Origin of the sequence: Aeromonas sp. 61P (assembly GCF_051919545.1) — a bacterium.
GTDB lineage: Bacteria > Pseudomonadota > Gammaproteobacteria > Enterobacterales > Aeromonadaceae > Aeromonas > Aeromonas veronii.
Window position 1 is genome coordinate 2,421,448 of sequence record NZ_JBQBEL010000001.1, and the last position, 21,538, is coordinate 2,442,985.

The 21,538-nt window shown below is 61.4% G+C and carries 14 protein-coding genes and 1 pseudogene; 5 read left to right on the top strand and 10 right to left on the bottom strand.

From position 1 onward, the window contains the following. Positions 1-66: 66 nt before the first annotated feature. From ACTG2O_RS11625 to ACTG2O_RS11645, 5 genes are all read left to right on the top strand, one after another. Positions 67-2,034 (top strand): TonB-dependent receptor domain-containing protein, encoded by a 1,968-nt coding sequence (locus ACTG2O_RS11625; RefSeq protein WP_439976661.1) that lies wholly within the window; start codon positions 67-69, stop codon positions 2,032-2,034. A 108-nt stretch (positions 2,035-2,142) separates the two neighbouring features. Continuing rightward, positions 2,143-3,159, top strand: coding sequence for a FecCD family ABC transporter permease (locus tag ACTG2O_RS11630; RefSeq protein WP_139473788.1), 1,017 nt, complete (start codon positions 2,143-2,145; stop codon positions 3,157-3,159). 7 nt (positions 3,160-3,166) lie between these two features. Further along, positions 3,167-4,204 carry a FecCD family ABC transporter permease gene (locus tag ACTG2O_RS11635; RefSeq protein ID WP_439975800.1) on the top strand — a complete coding sequence of 346 codons (1,038 nt, stop codon included), beginning with the start codon at positions 3,167-3,169 and terminating at the stop codon, positions 4,202-4,204. Beyond that, positions 4,204-5,007: an ABC transporter ATP-binding protein gene (locus ACTG2O_RS11640; RefSeq protein WP_439975802.1), complete on the top strand. Its 804-nt coding sequence runs from the start codon at positions 4,204-4,206 to the stop codon at positions 5,005-5,007. The genes ACTG2O_RS11635 and ACTG2O_RS11640 overlap by 1 nt, the downstream gene beginning before the upstream one ends. Before the next feature lie 83 nt (positions 5,008-5,090). Continuing rightward, positions 5,091-6,008: an ABC transporter substrate-binding protein gene (locus ACTG2O_RS11645; RefSeq protein ID WP_376902931.1), complete on the top strand. Its 918-nt coding sequence runs from the start codon at positions 5,091-5,093 to the stop codon at positions 6,006-6,008. A gap of 119 nt (positions 6,009-6,127) precedes the next feature. Here ACTG2O_RS11645 and ACTG2O_RS11650 read toward each other — a convergent pair whose 3' ends face one another. The 10 genes and pseudogenes from ACTG2O_RS11650 to ACTG2O_RS11695 all read right to left on the bottom strand — a co-directional run bounded on the left by ACTG2O_RS11650 (position 6,128) and on the right by ACTG2O_RS11695 (position 21,419). Further along, complete coding sequence (locus ACTG2O_RS11650) at positions 6,128-6,481, bottom strand: copper-binding protein (protein ID WP_042656965.1); 354 nt, start codon at positions 6,479-6,481, stop codon at positions 6,128-6,130. Positions 6,482-6,525: 44 nt separating this feature from the next. Then, positions 6,526-9,654, bottom strand: coding sequence for an efflux RND transporter permease subunit (locus tag ACTG2O_RS11655; RefSeq protein WP_439975804.1), 3,129 nt, complete (start codon positions 9,652-9,654; stop codon positions 6,526-6,528). Between the two features lie 73 nt (positions 9,655-9,727). Then, positions 9,728-11,260, bottom strand: a complete 1,533-nt coding sequence (locus ACTG2O_RS11660; protein ID WP_439975806.1) for an efflux RND transporter periplasmic adaptor subunit — start codon at positions 11,258-11,260, stop codon at positions 9,728-9,730. A 296-nt stretch (positions 11,261-11,556) separates the two neighbouring features. Then, positions 11,557-12,057: a hypothetical protein gene (locus ACTG2O_RS11665; protein ID WP_439975808.1), complete on the bottom strand. Its 501-nt coding sequence runs from the start codon at positions 12,055-12,057 to the stop codon at positions 11,557-11,559. 58 nt (positions 12,058-12,115) lie between these two features. After that, positions 12,116-12,868 carry a substrate-binding periplasmic protein gene (locus ACTG2O_RS11670; RefSeq protein WP_439975809.1) on the bottom strand — a complete coding sequence of 251 codons (753 nt, stop codon included), beginning with the start codon at positions 12,866-12,868 and terminating at the stop codon, positions 12,116-12,118. 115 nt (positions 12,869-12,983) lie between these two features. After that, positions 12,984-16,094: an efflux RND transporter permease subunit gene (locus tag ACTG2O_RS11675; RefSeq protein ID WP_439975810.1), complete on the bottom strand. Its 3,111-nt coding sequence runs from the start codon at positions 16,092-16,094 to the stop codon at positions 12,984-12,986. Between the two features lie 9 nt (positions 16,095-16,103). Next, positions 16,104-17,303, bottom strand: a complete 1,200-nt coding sequence (locus ACTG2O_RS11680) for an efflux RND transporter periplasmic adaptor subunit (RefSeq protein ID WP_005353223.1) — start codon at positions 17,301-17,303, stop codon at positions 16,104-16,106. Positions 17,304-17,701: 398 nt separating this feature from the next. Next, positions 17,702-18,508, bottom strand: coding sequence for an exodeoxyribonuclease III (xthA, locus tag ACTG2O_RS11685; protein ID WP_118854029.1), 807 nt, complete (start codon positions 18,506-18,508; stop codon positions 17,702-17,704). A 236-nt stretch (positions 18,509-18,744) separates the two neighbouring features. Beyond that, positions 18,745-19,707: an ion channel gene (locus ACTG2O_RS11690; protein WP_005353221.1), complete on the bottom strand. Its 963-nt coding sequence runs from the start codon at positions 19,705-19,707 to the stop codon at positions 18,745-18,747. A gap of 66 nt (positions 19,708-19,773) precedes the next feature. After that, positions 19,774-21,419: pseudogene (locus ACTG2O_RS11695) on the bottom strand (tetratricopeptide repeat protein). Positions 21,420-21,538 lie beyond the last annotated feature (119 nt).

The window sequence follows — 21,538 nt, forward strand, 5'->3', positions numbered from 1 at the left end:
GTCTGGCGAGGTCAGACAGGGATGTCGGTGGTGTTGGCCCTGGTTGTTTTATGTGGAGTGTTGATGATGCGTACATCATCCCGACGATTTGCAGTGCATCCGCTGGTGTTGTCCCTTTTTACCCTGCCAGTTCTGGCCCAAGGGACTGCGCCTGTCGCCGCTCATGAAACTATGGTGGTGACGGCGAGTAAAACCCGGCACAGCGAGCTGACCGCCCCGGCCAGCGTCTCTGTGGTGACCCGGGCCGAGCTCGACAAGCTCAATGTCAATGATCTGACCGGCGCTCTGAAACAGTTGCCGGGGGTCAATATCAGCCCTGCTACCAGCTACGGCCGCAGCGAGATCAAGTTGCGCGGGCTGGAGGGGGATTACACCCTGTTGCTGGTCAATGGCCGGCGTATCAGCTCCCGCGATGCTCTTACCTCCGGTTATGGCAATGATTTCGATCTCTCCGCCATCCCGATGGCGGCCATTGAGCGTATCGAAGTGATCCGTGGCCCCATCTCCTCCCTCTACGGTGCCGATGCGCTGGGTGGGGTGGTCAACGTCATCTTGCGCCAACCCGGGGAGAAGACCGAAGCGGCGGCCACCTATACCTTCAGCGATCCCACCGATGGTCACGGCGGGACTATCAACAAGGCGAGCGCCTATGTGGGCGGGGCGCTGATCGACAACAAGCTGCTGGCCAACCTGGTGGTGGAAGGGAACCACAGGGATGCCTGGCAGAGCGAGCAGAGCATCAACCCCAAGGCCGATGCCATCGAGCAGCGTGAAAAGCTGGGGATCCTCTCCAACGTCAAATGGTTGATCGATGATCGTCAGGATCTGGATGTAGGGATGAACTACGCCAAAGACGATCGCGAGGCCCACTGGAACAACTACGGCCAGACGCCGCGCAACATCCAGCAGATGGAACGACTGGGACTCAACGCCACCCACGTCGGCCGTTGGGATCAGTTCGACAGCCGGGTCGGCTATGCCTTCGAGCAGGTTGACCTGTTTGACGACTCCGAACTGATGACGGCGCTGAGCAAGACCAGCGGCGATGTGAGCCAGACCAACCACACCTTCGATGGCCAGCTGAGCGGTAATCTGGGCAGCCACCTGCTGACCAGCGGTGCCGAGTACCGCATCACCGAACTCAAGCATAACGTCAACCTCAAGGGGGGCGATGTCAGCGTCAACCAGAGCGCGCTCTATCTGCAGGATGAGTTTGGCTTTGGCGATCTGGCGTTGACCCTGAGTGGCCGGGTCGATCACCACGAGACCTATGGCACCGAGTTCAGCCCCCGTGGTTATGCCCTCTACAGCCTGACGGACAACTGGGTGGTCAAGGGCGGCATTGGCAAGGCGTTCAAGGCGCCGACCATTGCCCAGTCCAACCCGGATTATGCCGTAGCTGCCTGTCGCGGTCGCTGCGCGGTGGTGGGCAACCCGGATCTGAAGCCGGAAACCGCCGTCAGCTACGAGCTGGGCACCGCCTATGATGGTTCGTTCTGGGGCGCCGGGATTACCGCCTTCCACAACGATATCAAGGACAAGATCCAGAGCGAGGCATGGACCTCCACCTGGCGTCCGGCGGTGATGACCTATCAGAACGTCAGCAAGGCCCGCATCAAGGGGGTGGAGCTGAGCGGCTGGTTTGATATCACCGATACCCTGACCCTTTCCTGCAACGTCACCCTGATCGACGGAGAGGACAAGACCAGCGGCAAGGATCTCTATCGGACGCCGGAGCATACCGCCAACGCCAAGCTGGAGTGGCAGGTCATCGAGAGCCTGAGTACCCAGCTCGGCTGGAACTACACCGGCAGCCAGATCCTGCCGGTTCCGCGCATGAGCGGCACCACCTATGAGACCACCGCCGGATTCCACACCCTGGATATCGGGGCTGTCTGGAACGCCACCCGGGCACTGGATCTGAAGTTCGGGCTCAACAACCTGACCAATACCAAGCGTGACTGGGTTGCCACCGAGGCCGATCAGATCCTCGACGGGCGCACTGTCTATGCCGGTGTGGCCTACAAGCTGTAATGGCTGAGCGGAGCCCGCACTGGCGGGCTTCCGTTGTTGCCACGGTATCACCTCGGATGACGGCTTTTGTGTCAACAAGATGGCATTGCAATCATAAGGAGTTAAAGGGTGTTTAGAGACCAGACCTCGCTGTTCTGGCTGGGATTATTCCTCCTGTTCATACTGCTTTCTCTCTCGCTCGCCACCGGTGCGGGTGTTTATGGTGCCCGCGAGGTACTCGGCTACCTGATGGGGGATTCCCGCTGGGCTGGCGACGAGAAGCTCGCCATGGTGCTCAATACCTTGCGGATCCCGCGCACCCTCTGTGCCATGGTGGTCGGCGCCTCTTTATCTCTGGCGGCCTCCTTGTTGCAGAGCGCGACCCGCAACCCGCTGGCGGAGCCCGGCCTGCTCGGGGTCAACGCTGGGGCCGTCTTTGCGCTGGTGGTGGGGCTCACCTGGTTTGGGGTGGAGTCCGCTTACGGCTATCTGCTCTGGGCCGGACTAGGCGCGCTGCTCGGCAACGTGATTGTGCTGGGGCTTGGTATGATGATTGGCCGCTCCAATCCGCTGAAGCTCATTCTGGTCGGGGTGGCGCTCTCGGCCACCTTCGGCGGTCTCTCCAGCTTTTTGCTGCTCTCCAACAAGATGGTGCTGGAGCAGTACCGCTTCTGGAACCTCGGCTCCCTGTCGGCGGCCAATCTCGATGCCATCATTGCCGTGCTGCCCTTCGTGCTGGCGGCGTTTGTCATCACCTTGCTGCTCTGTCGCCAGCTGACCCTGATGCAGATGGGGGACAGTCAGGCCCAGGCGCTCGGGATCCGCCCAAACCGGGTGCGAATTGGCGTGCTGTTGGCCGCTACCCTGTTTACCGCCAGTGCCATCGCCATCGCCGGCCCCATCGGCTTTGTCGGCTTTCTGGCCGCCTACTGTGGCCGATTGGTGGAGCCGGTGAAGCTGTCGGTGCAGGTCTGTTTCTCCGCCCTGTTCGGCATGCTGTTTCTGCTGTTGGCCGACATTCTGGCGCGCTGGCTGATCCAGCCGTTCGAGCTGCCCAACGGGGTCATTCTGGCCCTGATCGGCGCACCAGTGCTGATCGCCATCGTCCATCGCGGGGGCTTTCGTACCCTGCTGACCGTCAAGTGAGGGGCTGATGCGTACACCTACCGATATGCTCTGCCTGCGGGCCGGCAACCGCTCTTTGCTGCTCCATCTGCCAAGCTGGCGCTGGCTGGTACTGCTGGCCGTGGCGCTGCTGGCGCTTGCTCTGCTGGCCCTGAGCGTTGGCGGCGGCAAGCTTGGCTTTGCCGGGGTGGTCAACACCCTGCTGGGGGAGGGGACGCGGCTTGAGCAGCTCACCCTGTTCAAGATCCGGCTGCCGCGCATTCTTGGGGTCATGGTGGCGGGTGCCGCCATGGGGCTTTCCGGCTGTCTGGTGCAGACGCTGGTTCGCAACCGGCTGGCCACACCCGACATGGTGGGGGTCAACAACGGGGCCTCTCTGGCCATCATCGTCTTCTCCCTCTACTTGACGGTAGGCAGCTGGCCCTGGTGGGCTGCCCCCATCGGCGCTATCTTCGCGGCGCTGGTGCTCTATGCCCTCTGCCGCAAACCGGGTGAGCAGGGCTATCTGTTCGTGGTGATCGGCATCGGCCTCTCCGAGCTGTTCGAGGCGCTCGGCCAGTTTGTGATGTCCACCCAGGCCCTGCTGCACCTGAGCTCCCTCTATCTGTGGAATATGGGCAGCTTTATCGCCGTGGGTTACAGCACCGTCACCCCCATCGCCATCCTGTTGCTGCTGCTCTGCCCGTGGATTGTCTATCTCTCCCGCTCGCTGGCGGTGCTGCGCTTTGGTCCCGAGATGGCCAGAGGGCTTGGCGTCAACGGCGATCGGGTACAACTGGGCATTCTGGCCCAGGCCATTCTGGTGGCAGCGCTCGGCACCGCCATCGGCGGCCCCGTGGTCTTTATCGCCATGGCGGCCCCCATTCTTGCCTCCTGGCTGGTGAAAGACCGGGTGGTGCCGCTCTGGCTGGCGGCGCTTAGCGGCGCCCTGCTGCTGCTTGCCAGCGATACCCTGGTCCGGGTGCTGGCCAGCCCCCACGAGGTGGCGACCGGCATCATGACCCGCATTCTCGGCGGCTTGTTGCTGCTGTTTCTTCTCGTTAACGATCGCCAGAGGGCTGACTGATGACGCTCACCGTAAATCGCCTCCATTTCGCCTATCAGCAGACCCCCATTTTGCGGGACATCTCTTTCAGCGTGCCGAGGGGCAAGCTGGTGGGGATCGTCGGCCCCAACGGCTGCGGCAAATCGACCCTGCTCAAGCTGCTCTCCGGCCAGATGAAAGCCCAACGCGGCGAGATCCTGCTCAAAGGCAAGCCGCTTGCAAGCTACCCCATGAAGGGGCTGGCGCGGGAGCTCGCCTATTTGCCCCAGCGACCGACCCTGCCTGCCGGCATTCTGGTGGAGCAGTTGGTGCAGTATGGCCGTCACCCCCATCAGGGCTGGTTCAATCAGTGGGGCGAGGAGGATGCCCGCATGGTGCGTATTGCCTGCGAGCGGATGCAGCTTGAAAGCATCTGGCAGCAGAGCGCCGCGTCCCTCTCCGGCGGGCAGGCGCAGCGGGCGTGGCTTGCGATGATCCTGGCCCAGGACAGCGACATGGTGCTGCTCGACGAGCCCACCAGCGCCCTCGATATTGGTCACCAGACCGAGGTGATGGAGGCGATCCATCGCATCACCGCCGAAGGCAAAACCGTGCTGCTGGTGATCCACGATCTGGCGATGGCGGCCCGCTACTGTGACGAGTTGATCGCCATCGGCGAGGGGACCATTGCCGCCATGGGCCCGGCCCGGGAGGTGGTGACCAAGGATCTAATCGACCGGCTCTACCAGACCAGTGTCGACATTCTGCTTGCCCCCGGCGACGGGGCGCCCATTATCGTGCCCCGTCGTCACGAACATGGCCGTTCCCTGCGTTCGGTGAGTTGAGTCATATGGGCCTGCTCTGTTGGCCCGCCGAGTGTATTTACGCGGCCGATTATCCGGGCCGTGCAACGAGAAGGAGTGAGATGATGAAGCGTTTTGCCGCCCTAGCAGCAGCCATCCTGATGCTGGCCGCGCCGCTGGTTCAGGCGCAAGAGATGCGTGAAGTGACCGATGCGTTTGGCCAGAAGGTGCAGGTGCCAGTCCAGCCAACGCGGGTGGTGGTGCTGAGCGAGCTCGAACTCGACAGCACCCTGACCTTGGGGCTGACCCCCATCGGCGCCGTCAATGGCCGTGGTCAACCCACCTTGCCTCGCTATTTGCTGAACAAGGCGGGCATGGGGATCCAGGTGATCGGCGATCTCGACAGCCCCAATCTGGAGTCGCTGATTGCGCTGGAGCCCGACCTTATCCTGACCGGCCAGACCCGTCCCGAGCTGCTGACCTTGCTGGGGGAGATCGCGCCGACCGTGGTGACCAGCAAGTGGGGTGAGCCTTGGCAGGATAGCTTCCGCCGCACCGCCCACACCCTCAACCGCGACCAGCAAGGGGATACTTTCTTGCTGCAGTATGCCGAGCGGTTGACTCAGGCTCGCAGCAAGCTGGCCAAGCATCAGGGGGAGAGCATCAGCATAGTGCGCTGGAACCCCAAGGGGCCGAGCTTTATGTATCAGGGCACCTTTGCCAGCAGCGTAGTGGAGTCGATGGGGCTGGTACGTCCGGACAAACAACAGGGGACTGGCGCACCCCACTCACCGGCGCTGAGTCTGGAGTCCCTCAATCTGCTGGATGCTGACTGGCTGGTGGTCGGTACCCTGAGCGCCACCGGCGATGCGGTGGATGCCATGCGTCAGGCGGAGCAGACCCCGGCGTTCCAGCAGCTGCCGGTGATCAAGGCCAAGCGCTTTGGCGCCGTGGACGGGTCGCTCTGGACCTCCAGTGGCGGCCCGCAGGCGGCTCTCAAGGTGATCGAGGATGTGGAGCAGTTGCTGGCAACCCGCAGCTGAGTGCTATCGCGTGCCAGAGGTTGACCACACGAACAGGTTGATCAAAAGAAGAGGGAGGCTGATGCCTCCCTCTTGCGTTGTCACTGTCTATCGTGACCTTTTCGGCGAGCTAGAGCCGTTTATTGCGGCTGGATGGCTGTCACTGTGAGCTTGCCGCTCTGGCTTTCGGCATGAAAGTGGATGGCATCCCCCACCTTCAGCCCCTTGAGCTGTGCCGGATCTGCCACTCGAAAGACCATGGTCATGGCGGGCATCTTGAGATTCTCGATCGCCTCGTGCTTGATGCCGACTTTGCCGCTCCCCTCATCGAGGCGGGTAATGACCCCCTTGGTCATCACCATTGCGGCCTGTTCGCTCATCTCACCCGTCTGGCTCATCTCGTGCCCTTCATGGTGCATCATCTCTTCGGCTTGCAGGTTGGTCTGGGTGGCAAGGCCAAGCAGCAATGTCAGGGTCAGCGTTTTGTAGTTCATGATGGTTTCCTCATCGCTCAGTCAATATGGATCGTGAAATCGGGTTATTCAGATTGCGGGTTCGCGCCCTTGCCAAGGCTGCGACTGCGCCACAGGTAGTAGGCCGCTGGCAGCACCAACAGGGTCAGCACCAGCGCGCTCACCATGCCGCCGATCATGGGGGCGGCGATGCGCTGCATCACCTCGGATCCGGTGCCATGGCTCCACATGATGGGCAAGAGGCCGGCGATGATAGTCACCACCGTCATCATCTTGGGTCGCAGGCGCAGGGCGGCGCCGTGGATCACCGCCCGGTGCAGCCCCGCCTTGTCCGGCTTGCCGCAGGCTACGAGGTCATCCCAGGCATGGTTGAGGTAGACCAGCATCAAGACGCCGGTTTCCACCGCCACCCCGGCCAGGGCGATAAAGCCCACCCCGACTGCCACCGATAGGTTGAAGTCGAGCAGCCAGAGGGTCCAGATCCCGCCCACCACCGCCAGCGGTAAGGTGGTGAGAATGAGCAGCACCTCCTGAACGCGGCGAAACGCCAGATAGAGCAGCAGCACGATAATGGCGACCGTCAGCGGCACCACGTAGGCGAGTCGCGCCTTGGCTCGTTCCATGTACTCGTATTGGCCAGACCAGGTGAGGGCGTAGCCGGCCGGCAGCACCAGCTGCTTGCCCACCTCGGCTTTGGCCTCATCGACGAAGGAGCCAATGTCGCGGCCGCGAATGTCGACGTAGACCCAGCCGTTGAGGCGCGCGTTTTCACTGCGCAGCATGGGGGCTTCATCGCTGATGTAGACCCGCGCCACATCCGCCAGGGCGATGCGTGCCCCGCTCGGCGTCACCACCGGCAGCAGCTCGAGGCTCGCCACCGAGTCGCGATAGCTCTGGGGGTAGCGCAGGTTGATGGGGTAGCGCTCGCGCCCCTCGATGGTCTGGCCCACCTCCATGCCGCCCACCGCGGTGGCGAGCACCGCCTGCACATCGGCGATGTTGAGGCCATAGCGTGCTGCTTTCAGCCGGTCGATATCCACCTTCACATAGCGGCCGCCGGCCACCCGCTCGGCGTAGACCGATGAGGCGCCCTCCACCTTGCTGACAATCTGCTCAAGCTGTTGGCCGAGCTGCTGGATCACCTTGAGATCCGGCCCCGCTATCTTGATGCCGACCGGGGTCTTGATACCGGTGGCCAGCATGTCGATGCGGGTCTTGATGGGGGGCACCCAGGCGTTGGTGAGACCGGGGAAGCGGATGAGGGAGTCTAGCTCCTCCTTGAGCTTCTCCGGGGTCATGCCGGGGCGCCACTGATCCCGGGGCTTGAGCTGGATGCTGGTCTCCATCATCACCAGATCGGCGGGGTCGGTGGCCGATTCGGCGCGCCCCGCCTTGCCGAACACGTTCTGCACCTCGGGCACGGTACGAATGAGCTTGTCGGTCTGCTGCAAAATCTCCCGCGCCTTGCCCACCGAGATATTGGCTGCCGTGGTGGGCATATACATGATGTCCCCCTCATCGAGCGGCGGAATGAACTCGGAGCCGAGGTATTTGAGCGGCCAGAAGCCCGCCACCGTGACCACGGCGGCGACAGCCAGAGTGGTTTTCGGGCGGGCCAAGACGGCCTTGAGCAGCGGCATATAGCCCTGGCTTAAGCCACGGTTCAGCGGGTTGGCCTGCTCCGCCAGCACCTTGCCACGGATGAAGTAACCCATGATCACCGGCACCAGCGTGATGGCGAGCGCGGCAGCGGCGGCCATGGCGTAGGTCTTGGTGAAGGCGAGGGGGTGGAACATCCGCCCCTCCTGTGCCTCCAGCGCGAACACCGGCAGAAAGCTGATGGTGATGATGAGCAGGGAGAAGAAGATGGCGGGCCCCACCTCGATGCTCGCCTCGGTGATGATGCGCCAGCGGTTCTTGTCCGTTAATGCTTCCCGCTCCATGTGTTTGTGGACGTTCTCGATCATCACGATGGCGCCATCCACCATGGCGCCGATGGCGATGGCGATGCCCCCGAGCGACATGATGTTGGCGTTGATCCCCTGCAGGTGCATGACGATAAAGGCCACCAGAATGGCGATGGGCAGGGTGATGACCACCACCAGTGACGAGCGCAGGTGGAACAGGAAGGCCAGACAGACCAGCACCACCACGGCGAACTCCTCCAGCAGCTTGCCGGAGAGGTTGTCGATGGCGCGCTGGATAAGGTCGGATCGATCATAGACGGTGACGATCTCTACTCCTTCCGGCAGGCTGCTTTTCAGCTCCGCCAGCCGTGCCTTGACCCCGTCGATGGTGTGCTGGGCATTCTCGCCGTAGCGCATGACGATGATGCCACCGACCACTTCTCCTTCGCCGTTGAGCTCGGCAATACCGCGCCGGCTCTGGGGGCCGGTGACCACATCCGCCACATCGCCGAGCAGCAGCGGGGCGCCGCGTACCGTGGTGCCGAGCGGAATCTGCTTCAGATCCTCGACGCTTTTCAGATAGCCGTTGGAGCGCACCATGTACTCCGCTTCCGCCATCTCGATGACGGAGGCACCTGTCTCCTGATTGCCCTGTTTGATGGCGGTCTCGATAAGGGAGAGCGGAATGCCGTAGGCGCGCAGCTTGTCCGGATCGACCCGCACCTGATACTGGCGCACCATGCCGCCGACTGTGGCGACCTCGGAGACCCCCTCCACCGTCTGCAACTCGTATTTAAGGAACCAGTTCTGCAGGGAGGTGAGCTGGCTGAGGTCATGCTTGCCAGTTCTGTCCACCAGCGCGTATTGATAGACCCAGCCCACCCCGGTGGCATCGGGGCCGAGCTGGGGGCGGGCAGAGGCGGGCAGATTGGGGGCCACCTGGCTCAAATACTCCAGCACCCGGGCGCGGGCCCAGTAGAGGTCGGTGTTGTCGTCAAACAACACATAGACGAAGGAGTCGCCGAAGAAGGAGTAGCCGCGCACCGTGGTCGCCCCCGGCACCGCCAGCATGGCGGTGGTAAGCGGGTAGGTCACCTGATCCTCCACCACCTGGGGCGCCTGGCCCGGATAGGAGGTCTTGATGATCACCTGCACATCGGAGAGATCCGGCAGGGCATCCACCGGGGTTTGCTTGACCGACCAGAGCCCCCAGGCGGTGAGCATGATGGTCAATAACAGCACCAGAAAGCGGTTGCCCACGGACCAGCGAATAATCGACGGAATCATGACTGAACTCCTTTCTCACCAAGTAGAGAGAGCGGAGAGCGGTTGCCTGCTAGGCAGCGAATGATGACAGGGATCATGACTTCTTCTCCACCTCGGGCATCGTCATCTGATGCTGGCTATGGTCCATGCCTTCCATCTTGCCCATCTCATCTGCCGCAGGCTTGGCGGTGTCGTCAGTTGCTGGTGCCTTCTCCTGATGGATGGTGGTGATGCGGTACTCATCCCCCTCCTGTATCACCTGCAGATGAAGGGTCTGCCCCTCGACCAGCTTGCTGATATCGACCCCGTCGGCGACGGTGAACTCCATCTCCATGGCGGGCCACTGCCACTCGGGGATGGGCTGGTGGGAGACCATCAGGGTACGGTTGGCCAGATCGATGCTTTCAACCTCGCCCTGGGTCCACACCTGGGCAGGGCGCACTGCCGTCATGCGCTGGAAGTCCGAATCGATGGCCGACTCGGAGTCGAGCAGGAACTGGGCCGAGCTGACTATGCTGTCACCCGCTTCCACCCCCGCCTTGATGGCGACCTTGTCGCCAAACTGGGGGCCGAGGGTGACGGCGACCGACTTGAAGTTGCCATCCCCCAGCGCCAGCACCAGCCGATCCTGACTGCCGGTGCGGATCACCGCTTCGCTCGGCACCACCAATTGCGGCTCTCCCTGCCCGGTGCGAATGGCCACCTTGGCAAACATATTGGGTTTCAAAAATTCGTCCGGGTTGTCAAAGCGCAGGCGCACCTTGAGGGTGCGAGTAGCGGCATCGAGGGTCGGATAGAGGTAATCCACCTTACCTTGCCAGCTGCGGCCGGGGGCATAGTCGAGAGTCATGGTGACCGGATCCCCCACTTTCAGCTGGGCGGCTTGACGCTCGAACACCTCGGCACTCACCCACACCTGCTGGAGGGTGCTGATGTTGAACAGGGCGGCGGCGGGTTCCACATACTGGCCTTCGCGCACCTTCAGCTCGGAGACATAACCGCTGCTGGGGGCGTAAATGCTGATGGTTTCGCGCACCTGACGGCTGCGTTTGAGGGCTGCGATTTGATCCGCCGGCACCTGCAGGGACTTGAGCTTGCCCTCGGCAGCGCGCAGCAGCAGCGGGTTGGCCGTGTTGAGGGCGAGCAGGTATTCGTGCTGGGCGTTGACCAGATCCGGCGCGTAGAGCTCGTAAATAAGGTTCCCCTTGGTGGCCCTCTGTCCCTCGCTCTTGATGGCGAGGGTGCGGATCCAGCCCGCCATGCGGGCGTTGATCGCCTCCAGCCGATCCTCGTCATACCCGACATAGCCCACCGTCTCGATCTGCTGGTGGATAGGCAGTCGCTCGACCTTAGCCAGTCGCACCCCCAGGTTCTGCTGGATCTCAGGGATGATGGTGACGGTGCCCGGCGAGCCGTTTTTTTGTTCCTCATAGACGGGGATAAAGTCCATCCCCATGTTGTCCTTGGCCGGGCCGTCACGCTTGTCGCGGGGATCCATGGGGTTGACCCAGTAAAGGGGCGTATTCTCTTTGGCGCTTGCGCCATCGGAGGTTTGTTTGGCGGCCCAGTAGCCGCCACCAGCGCCAAGGGCAAGTAGCAGGGCCGACATCAGGACGGTCTTGTTCATGACTGGCCTCCGGCGCGGATCTGCATGCAGAAAGTGCAGGAGGGTAAGGCGCCCGCAAAGGCAGCAACCTTGGACGGTGAAAAGTGGGCTGGTGACATAATACGTCTTCTCTTTTGCAGGCCGCCGGTCGGGTGAGGTGCAAGGCATCACCAAAGGGGCTGGCGGCAAACGGGGCGCAGCTGTATCAGTGCGCACGGCTCCCTGTGAGCGGACCGGTTTGGCCGGGGCACAGGGTCAGGCAAGGCGGCAGGAAACGGGCAAGTTGAAGCTTGCCTGTGCCGCAAGAGAAGGACTTTCTAGTGGCGTAACACCGACAGCATCAGATGTCGGCGTGGCCAGGAGGGAGGGTGAGTACCGCGCGAGCGCAGGAAGGGATCCCGCAACCAGTTATCAAGCAGTGCAGTTGCGAAGTGGCTGCCAAGCAGCAGGGGGAAGATCAGCAGGGCGATCAGCACACCCAGCAGAGCCATCGAGCCGAAGGAGAGAGCATTGACGCCGGTCTGCATCTGGCACTCATCGCCCATGGCTGACCCCTCGTCTCCCTGATGGCAGGAGAGGGTCATACCATCGCCCGGGTGATCCATGGCGGGCATTGCATGAGAGATATCGCCATCCGCCATCGCCATGGATGAATCGAACATCACCATCGATTGGGCGCTGCTTGGGGTCGGCTCGGAGGAGAGGGGAGAACCATGCCAGCTGATGCAGAGAGTCAGATTGCAGACGAGCAGCAGCGCCAGCAATAGCCGGGCCAGAGCAACAGAGGGCAATCTTGCAGCAAGCTGGGTGAGTGACAATCCGAGCATCCTTAGGGGGGCAAGTTGCCAAACTCTAAACCTTGCTCGCAGGAGAAGGTCAAGGCTTCTGCTGGCGCTGCTGCTGCAGGTAGAGGTCACGGTATTTTTCCAGCAACTGGTCTATCCATTGACTCATGCCGGGCGCTTGCAACATGAGCTCCAGTTGTTCGAGGGTGCCAAGATGGGGAGATTGTAGTGAAACAGAAATATAGAGCTCACCGCGCTGCAGTGGCCACTGCAGATCAGCCATTCCGCTGCTCGGGTAATTTTCGCTCAAAAACAGGCGGCCGGAAGAGCGGCCATAGGGAACGAAGTCGACCCGATCACTGGCCAGCAGGCCAAATACCTGCTTGAGGGAGTTGACCCTGTAGATACGGGTATTCGCTTGCAAAAAATCATCCATTTCGCTGCCAAGGCTGACGCCTATCATCATGGCGCCCCGCAGTCCGGTCAGGTCCTCCCGTCGTTGCAGCAAGCGGCTGCCTGGTTGGCGCACGAACACCGCCATGTCATTGATGGCCATGGGGGTTCGGGTAAAGCGGGAGTAGTGCGCTCTCTCTTCGTTGCGCAGCGCACAGATATTGATGTCGACCTCTCCTTTCGCCACTTTCTGCTGACAGCGGGCCCAGGGGCCCACATAGGCGAGATCCACATTGAAACCCAACCGTTGATAGAGGGTACTGACTACTTCGGCACAAACGCCGATGATCTTGCCATCGCTCAGCCAGTTCCAGGGGGGATAATCGTGATGACCACAGGCGGAGAGGGTAGTGGTCGCCAAGGTCGTCGCAAGCCAGAGCTGAGCCAGCATATCCGGATCCTGTGAAAAAAGTCTCGATATGTGTCATTGAAGCACACCGCAGACAAAAAAATACCCCCGCACGGGCGGGGGTAGTTTGTTATCGGTGGAACGCCCGTGGAGAGCGTTACGGCTTGGCGCGCTTTTCCGGCCCTCTCATGATGAGGCGGAAGAAAAGCGGGATAAAGAAGATGGCGATAAAGGTGGCCGCCAGCATGCCGCCGATGACCGGCCAGCCGAGGGCGTGACGGCTTGCCGCACCGGCCCCGCTGGAGGTGACCAACGGCACACAGCCGAGGATGAAGGCGAGCGAGGTCATCACGATGGGACGGAAACGCAGGCGTGCCGCCTCCAGTGCCGACTCGATGAGGCTCATCCCCTCTTCGTGCTTCATCACCGCGAACTCCACGATCAGGATGGCGTTCTTGGCGGCAAGGCCGACCAGGGTTACCAGCCCGATCTGGAAGTAGACGTTGTTGGTCAGCCCCACCAGCCAGGTGGCGAGCAGGGCACCGAACAGGGCGAACGGTACGGCGGTGATCACCGCAAATGGCAGGCTCCAGCGTTCATACTGGGCGGCCAGAATGAGGAAGATCATCACGATACCGAAACCAAAGGCCATGCCTGCACTGCCTGCGGCCGCTTTCTCCTGATAGGCGGAGCCGGTCCACTCCAGCTTGGCGTCGTTGCCAAGAGCCTCATTGGCGACCTCTTCCAGCGCGGCGATGGCCTGACCCGAACTGTAGCCTGGGGCTGGCTGGGCCATGATCTTGGCGGCCTGGAAGATGTTGAAGCGTTCGACCAGTTCGGGGCCGGTGGCATCACGCACCGTCACCAGACTGCTGAGCGGGATCATCTCCCCCTTGTCGGAGCGGACATAGACGTTGCGAATGTCGCTCTTCTTGGCGCGATAGTCTGCCTCGGACTGCAACTGCACCCGGTAGGTACGGCCGAACTGGTTGAAGTCGTTGACATAGACCTGGCCGAAGGTGGCCTGCATGGTGTCGAACACCGCGTTGATCGGCAGCCCCAGCGCCTTGGCCTTTTCGCGATCCAGGTCGAGATAGACCTGTGGCACGTTGGCGCGGTAGGTGCTGGTGACGCTGGCAAACTCCGGGCGCGCCTTGGCCGCTTCGAGGAAGCGCTGCACTTCGCCTGAGAAGGCCTGGGCGTTGCCGGTGCCACGGTTTTGCAGATAGGCCTCAAGGCCACCTGTGGTGGACATCCCCTGAATGGGAGGCGGGTTGAAGGAGGCGACAAAGCCATCCGCCAGCCCCATCAGGCTCAAGCCCTGGAAGGTCTTGGCCAGCGAGAAGGAGTCCTGCCCGGCCCCCTGACGCTCGCTCCAGTCCTTCAGGGTAATGAAGGTCATGCCGCTGTTGCTGATGATGGCATTGGAGAGAATGTCAAAGCCCGAGAAGGTGATCACATCCTTCACATGGGGGTTGGCCATGGCGATCTTGTCGAACTGATCCGCCACCGCCTGGGTCCGGCTCATCGCGGCGGCATCCGGCAGCATGACGGCGGAGATGAGGTAGCCCTGATCTTCGTTCGGTACCAGTTCGCCCGGCACTTTCAGGAAGAGGCCGTAGATGGAGAGGATCAGCACGGCGATGATGGCAAAGGCGACCCCCACCCGACGGTTCAGGAAGGCCACACCCCGTACATAGCCGCGGGTCAGCTGGTCAAATTTTTCGTTGAACCAGACGAAGAAGCGGGCCGGTTTGTGGTGTCCCTCTTTCAGCAACACGGCACAGAGGGCCGGAGAGAGAGTCAGTGCCACCAGACCGGAGATGGCGACCGAGACCGCGACCGTGATGGCGAACTGTTTGTACATCACCCCGGTCATGCCGCCCATAAAGGCGACCGGCAGGAACACGGCGCAGAGCACCAGCACGATGGCGACCACCGGACCGGAGACTTCCTGCATGGCGAGGATGGCCGCCTCTTTGGGCGAACACTTCTTCTCGCTCATGATCCGCTCGACGTTCTCCAGCACCACGATGGCGTCATCCACCACGATACCGATGGCGAGCACCATGCCGAACAGGGTCAGCAGGTTGATGGAGAAACCGAGCACCAGCATGCCGGCGAAGGTCCCGATGAGCGACACCGGCACCGCGATACAGGGGATCAGGGTGGCGCGGAAGTTCTGCAGGAACAGATAGACCACCACGAACACCAGTACGATCGCCTCGAACAGGGTGTGTACCACCTCTTCGATGGAGATCTTCACGAACTCGGTGGTGTCGTAGGGGATCTGGTACTCGATATCCTGCGGGAAGCGCTCCTTGAGTCGCTCCATGGTGGCATGCACCGCATCGGCGACCGCGACGGCGTTGGCGCCCGGTTGCAGATAGGTGGCAATACCGATGGCCGGTTTGCCGTTGGCGCGGGCGACCAGATCATAATCCTTGCCCCCCAGCTCGACCCGGGCGACATCGCGGACCCGGATCTTGGAGCCATCGGGCATGGAGCGGACGATGATGTTCTGGAACTCCTTCACATCCTCAAGGCGCCCCTTGGTCTGCACCGTGTAGGTGAAGTCGATGGGGGCCGTGGTGGGTTGGGCACCGATCTTGCCTGCCGCGAACTGGGTGTTCTGCTCGCGAATGGCGCCGATCACGTCGCTCGGGGTGAGCTCGAGCTGGGCCAGTCGATCCGGCCGCAGCCAGATACGCATCGCATAGTCGGTACCGCCAAACAAGGTGGTATCACCGATGCCGGGAATCCGCTTGAGCTCGTCGATGATGTTGAGCAGGGCGTAATTCGACAGATAGGTGGTATCAAACGAGCCGTTCGGTGACTGGAGGGTGACCACCTGCAGGATGGAGGTCGATTTCTTCTTGACCGTCACCCCCTGCTTTTTCACCTCTTCCGGCAGCTGGGCCATGGCGGCCGAGACCCGGTTGTTGACGTTGATGGTGGCCTGATCCGGATCGGTGCCGATCTCGAAGTAGACGTTGAGGTTCATCTGGCCGTTGGAGGCCGACCCCGACTGCATGTAGATCATCCGCTCGACGCCGTTGATCTGCTGCTCCAGCGGCGCAGCCACGGTCTGGGAGATCACCTCCGGGGTTGCGCCCGGATAAAACGCCGTGACCGAGACCACCGGCGGGGTGATCTGGGGATATTGCTCGATGGGGAGCGCTCGCATCGCCGCCAACCCGCCCAGCACGATAATGATCGAAATCACGCTGGCGAAGATGGGACGTTCTATGAAGAACTTGGAAAACATACGGGCTCCTTACTTGGCCGCAGACTGGCTGACCACCTTGCCGGTGATCGCTTTCATCTCGTCGGCAGAGACAGGTTTCACCACGGCGCCCGGGCGAGCCTTCATCAAGCCTTCGACGATATAGCGCTCACCTGCCTGCAGGCCGCTCTCGATCAGCACGCCGGAGTCGACTGCCGCGCCCAGTGTCACCGGACGGGGCACTACCTTGTTGTCGGCATCGACCACCATCACCATGCGGTCAGCCTGGGACTGCACGATGGCGCGGGGCGGCACCACGATGGCGTTTTTGCGGGTGCCCAGATCGATGGTCATGCGGACAAACTGGCCCGGCAGCAGTACGCCGTCCTTGTTGTCGAAGATGGCCCGGGCACGGATGGTGCCGGTCTGGGGATCGACCCGGTTGTCGGAGAAGTTGAGCTTGCCCGCCTCCGGATAGAGGGAGCCATCGGCCAGACGAATATGGGTGCGCCAGGTGGTGGCATCCTTCGCCTCAATCACCCCTTTCTTTACCGAGTTTTCGAAGTTGAGGCGATCCTGCTCCGAGTAGGAGAAGTTGACGTAGAGCGGATCAAACTGGGTGATGGTAGTGAGCAGGCCGTTGTCGCCGCTGGTGGAGATAAGGCTCCCCTCGGACTGGGAGCTCTTGCTCGCCATGCCGTTGATGGGGGCGGTCACCTGGGTGTAGCTGAGGTTGAGCTCCGCCTCTTTCACCTTGGCCTGAGCGGCCTGATGGCTTGCGATGGCCGCTTCATAGTTGGCGATGGTGTCGTCATAGTCCTTGCGGCTCACCACCTGACGCTTGAAGAGGGGAATGATGCGATCCCGATCGGCACGGGCCTTGTTGAGACGGGCCTGCTCCTGAGCCAAAGTCCCTTTGGCCTGCTCCAGTGCCACTTTGTAGGGCTCCGGGTCAATCAGAAACAGCTCCTGACCGGCGGTAACCGGCTGGCCTTCCACATAGGTGCGCTTGAGCAGGATGCCACTGACCCGGGATCGCACATCGATCTCGCGAAAACCGGCGGTCTCTCCCACCATTTCGGTGGTGAGCGGCACATCGGTCAGCTTGACCTCGGCGACCACCACAGGGACGGCGGGCATGGTCTGTGCCGTCTGGGTCGTCTCGCCGCCACAGGCACTCAGACCGCTGATCAGCGCCAGGGTCAGCAAGCTGCGTTTGTAAACCTCTCTTCCGGCATTGGGCACCTTCATCATCACACTCCTGTTGGATCGATTTCGGCTGCTGCGTTCAGCATGTTTCTCCATACACATCATTAACTTCATGATTAAAAAAACAACTTCTTTATGATTGGAATGGGAGATGATAGGGCGGCAACCTTGAACACAACCTTCTCAAAGTGGCAATTAGGGTTGCCGATTGACGAAAAAAATCTGACTTTTCCGATATGGGCGGGGGGCTTCGGGGATGTTCATCCCGGGCCCGGGCTCTTCGCAACCGTATCACGCCAGCCACTCCTTACTGCAAAAAAATAAGGTGCCATAAGGCACCTTGTCTGGATGGGTTTTTTACGCCCTTTTATCGCGGGCAACCGCGAGCCGCTTCACAGTTTACGAATTCGTCGCGGCTCATCGGTTAATCTTGTGCCGAATCAGGCAAAGCAGGCCCAGATGGGGGCGTGGTCGGAGGGTTTCTCGATGCCGCGCAGCTCGTAGTCGATACCGGTCTCGGTCACCTTGTCCTTGAGGGCGTCGGAGGCCATGATGAGGTCGATGCGCAGGCCGCGGTTCTCGTCAAAGCCCTTGGAGCGGTAGTCAAACCAGGAGAAACGCTCGCACTCGGTGGGGTTGGCGGCGCGGAAGGTGTCGGTGAGACCGAACCCTTTCAGTCGCTCCATCCATTCGCGTTCGATGGGCAGGAAGGAGCATTTGCCATCCCGCAGCCAGCGTTTGCGGTTTGCCTCGCCGATGCCGATGTCGAGATCGGTGGGGGAGATATTCATATCCCCGATCAGCACCAGCTGGTCGTCCGGGGTGTGGTTGGTCTCGAGGTAGTGCTGCAGATCCTCGTAGAACTTCTGCTTGGCCGGGAACTTGGTCTCGTGATCCAGGCTTTCACCCTGCGGGAAGTAGCCGTTCATCACCTTGATGAGGGAACCGTCTTCGCGCTCGAAGGTGGCCATGATCATCCGGCGCTGGGCCTCTTCATCGTCGGTGGGGAAGCCTTTCTCCACCTTGACCGGCTTCTGCTTGCTCATGATGGCGACCCCGTAGTGGGCCTTCTGGCCGTGAAACTCCACGTGATAGCCCATGGCCTCCACATCGGCCAGCGGGAAGGCTTCATCGTGCACCTTGATCTCCTGCAGGCCGATTACATCGGGCTGGTGCTTGTCGATGATGGCTTGCAGCTGGTGTAGACGGGCGCGCAGGCCGTTGATATTGAAAGAGATGATCTTCATGTCCGGGATGCTCATGTCATTTTTATAAGTGGCTATTGGACTAGGAATCGGCGGTGGATGCAAGTTCGGGGGCTGTGACTGGTGTAGCTGCTTGGTAACCTGTTCACGATCCGTCGCGAGAGGTTGTCAGCAAGGTGAAGCGCAGCGCAGGAACCGGATTGTATATGTATACATGAGGATTCCGAGCGGCACATGAGCCTTGATCACAGCCTCGCAGTAGGATCGTGGACAGGTTTTCAGCGGGTCATCTTTTTGACGAAAACCACCACAAACAGCGCCAGCGTAAAGCTGCCGGTGAAGGCCTCGAAGGCGGCGAAGATCCTGGAGAGCCCGACCGGAGTGAAGTCGCCGTACCCCAACGTGGTGAAGGTGACCACGCTGTAGTAGAGGCATTCGAGCAGGAAGATGGCATTTTGCTCGAGCGGGGCACCGGGCTGGTAGATGAGGTGCTCGCCCTGAAAATGCAGTCCGCAGAAGAAGTAAAAAATGCTGCAGATAAAGATGAGCAGCAACGAGAAGAGCACCACCCGCATCGGGGCCTCGCCATAGCCGCAGAAGAGATCGACCACCCAGGAGGTGAAGCGCTGGGTCGACCAGAACGGCAGTTGCAGGCGGCGCATGGTGAGCTCCTGTTGGATATAGTTGCCGGACATGGTGAAGATCCCCTGCGCCTCGGAGGCTTTGCGCAGATCCCGGTAGGTCTCTTCCGCCTCCTTGAACCAGATGCGCGCCTGTTTGGGATCCCGTTCGCGGCGCCCCTTGCGATCTTGCATCACCCGTTTGCCGGTCTGCATGTTGTCGAGCCGGGTGTTGTGCCAGCGGATGCCGAGCAGGTTGACGTCATCGAGGGTGGCGCACTGGAGGTTGGCATCACTGAGATCGGCTTTCATCAGGCTGCCGCCCTTCATGCGCAGGCCGTAGAGGTGACCACCGCGCAGGTTGGCGCGATAGAGGTTGCACTGCTCCAGCAAAAATCCCTGATCGGACTCCTTGTTGACCAGATTGAGGCCCGCCAGATTGGCCCGTGACAGCTGCAGGCCGTGGCAGAGTCCGCCAGCGCGAACGTACTGTTCAAGCGCCTCGGCGGTGTGGGCTTCCTGATGGGTATGGTGGGGATCATGCCAGTGGCAGAGATCGTGCTCGCCAGCCTCTTCACTGCAGTGGCGGCCATCGGCCACCAGATAACGACACATCGCCATCTTCGTTTCCCTCGCATTGCCGAACTGGTTTCAGCATAGGCGGGGAAAAGGGGGCGCGGCGGGGTCTTAGCTGAACTGGTTGAACTCCTGACGCAGCTTGCGAAAACGCTCCTGCTGGGCCGGGTTGAGGGGGATGCCGTCGAGCACGTCCAGGGTGTCTTTGCACTCGGCACCAAACTCCGGACTCTTGCGGTTTTTCTGCATCAGTTGCAGCAGCACCTGGATCTTGTTGAGAGCCGCACCGGTATTGGCGGGAGCACGGCGCAAGGCCTCGCGAAAATGGCCGAGGGCCTGCTCCAGCTCGCCGCTCTGATAGGCCTTGATCCCCAGATCGTTGAGCTGCTGGTAGCGCTGACGTCGCTCCAGCACCGTCTTGTCATCGCGGGTTGCCTGAATGCAGGTGGTGAGCAGCCGATCTTCGTCCTCCGCCAGCAGCCCCTGCAGGCTTTCGGCATATTCGAACTCGCCGAGCTGATAGAGGGCGAGGATGGTTTCGCCAAGCAGGGCGGGGGGCATGGTGGCAGGCTCATCGAGCCAGTTCTGATTGGCGCGATAGAGCATCTTCTTGCCCTTGAGCAGCTCACCCAGCGCAATCTGCACCCGGGCCTGACAGATCTGCTCGAACACCGGGTATTGAACTCCGACATCATCAGCGAATCGCGGATGCGCGACAGGGCAGAATTGACCTGCTTTTGCAGGTTGGCGATGTGGTAGCTGTCGTTGCTGTTGAGGGCGTAGAGGGTCAGGGTCTGGATATAGGCTCCCAGATAGTGGGGAGTGCGGTGAATGGAGTTGCGTGACAGGTCGATCAGCGACATCAGCACATCCTTGGCCTGGGCGTAGTCGTGGCGCTGCAGGCACACCTCCGCCAGCCTGCGGGAGAGTTGCACCGACTGGGGGGAGATATCCACCGCCCGTTTGAGCTCCTGCTGCGCCTGCTCGTCATTGCCAAGGGCCAGCAGGGATTCCGCCAGCCAGAGGTGAGCCTCCACCATCAGCGGGGTATTTTTGAGGGTCGCCTGCAGATGGCTGACCGCCTCTTCGTGGAGCCCCAGGGTGTTGCACGCCTTGCCCAGTGTCAGGCGGGCCCAGCTGTTCTCCTGCCCGGCCAGCAGCTGGCGCATCAGGGCGCGCGCCTCCTGCGCCTGACCCAGCTTGAGGTGGGTATCGGCCTGCAGGCAGCGGCAGTAGTTGGCAAAACGGGGCACCGCATCGGCCCGCTCGGCACAGGCGGTAATGAGGGCTGCCAGATTGTCATCGGCCAGCGCGGTAAAGACGCTGGCCAGGGCGTTGCGTCGAGCGAGGGCACGCTTCAAGCGAAACGAGAACTGCTCCTGAGAGAAGGGCTTCATCAGGTATTCGTCGGGCTCGGCTTCCAGCGCGCTCAGTACCATGGCGCGGGAGCTGTCGCCACTCACCATGATCACCACGCTCTGGGGCGGGATCAGGTCTTTGTCGCGCAGGCTTTCGAGTAACTGGCGGCCATTCTCGCCAACCCCGAGATCGTAATCGATGAGATAGATGTCGAAACTGCCCTTCTGGCAGCGGCGCCGCGCATCCTCGGCGGTATTGGAGTAGGTGATGTTGCTGATACCCAGATTGAGCAGCATCGCCTTCATCATCACCTGAAACGAGCGCTGCTCATTGACCATCAGAATGCGTTGTGGCTTGGCTGGGCTCTTTTTTTCTGGCTCTTGTTCAGGTGTCTGCATCTGTCTGGGTCGAGGCGCTACGGGCTGATGGGAGAAAGTGTGCCACCAAAGCGCCCGAAGAGGCAATTGGCCAAGTTGTCGATTGCGAACCATCTCCGTTTGTCCGCCTTTTGCCCGCG

Coding starts and splice junctions, on each gene's coding strand:
- ACTG2O_RS11690 (WP_005353221.1), bottom strand. CDS start 19,707: ATGGCGATGTGTCGTTATCTGGTGGCCGATGGCCGCCACTGCAGTGAA.
- ACTG2O_RS11675 (WP_439975810.1), bottom strand. CDS start 16,094: ATGTTTTCCAAGTTCTTCATAGAACGTCCCATCTTCGCCAGCGTGATT.
- ACTG2O_RS11655 (WP_439975804.1), bottom strand. CDS start 9,654: ATGATTCCGTCGATTATTCGCTGGTCCGTGGGCAACCGCTTTCTGGTG.
- ACTG2O_RS11625 (WP_439976661.1), top strand. CDS start 67: ATGCGTACATCATCCCGACGATTTGCAGTGCATCCGCTGGTGTTGTCC.
- ACTG2O_RS11640 (WP_439975802.1), top strand. CDS start 4,204: ATGACGCTCACCGTAAATCGCCTCCATTTCGCCTATCAGCAGACCCCC.
- ACTG2O_RS11635 (WP_439975800.1), top strand. CDS start 3,167: ATGCGTACACCTACCGATATGCTCTGCCTGCGGGCCGGCAACCGCTCT.
- ACTG2O_RS11660 (WP_439975806.1), bottom strand. CDS start 11,260: ATGAACAAGACCGTCCTGATGTCGGCCCTGCTACTTGCCCTTGGCGCT.
- ACTG2O_RS11645 (WP_376902931.1), top strand. CDS start 5,091: ATGAAGCGTTTTGCCGCCCTAGCAGCAGCCATCCTGATGCTGGCCGCG.
- ACTG2O_RS11680 (WP_005353223.1), bottom strand. CDS start 17,303: ATGAAGGTGCCCAATGCCGGAAGAGAGGTTTACAAACGCAGCTTGCTG.
- xthA (WP_118854029.1), bottom strand. CDS start 18,508: ATGAAGATCATCTCTTTCAATATCAACGGCCTGCGCGCCCGTCTACAC.
- ACTG2O_RS11650 (WP_042656965.1), bottom strand. CDS start 6,481: ATGAACTACAAAACGCTGACCCTGACATTGCTGCTTGGCCTTGCCACC.
- ACTG2O_RS11670 (WP_439975809.1), bottom strand. CDS start 12,868: ATGCTGGCTCAGCTCTGGCTTGCGACGACCTTGGCGACCACTACCCTC.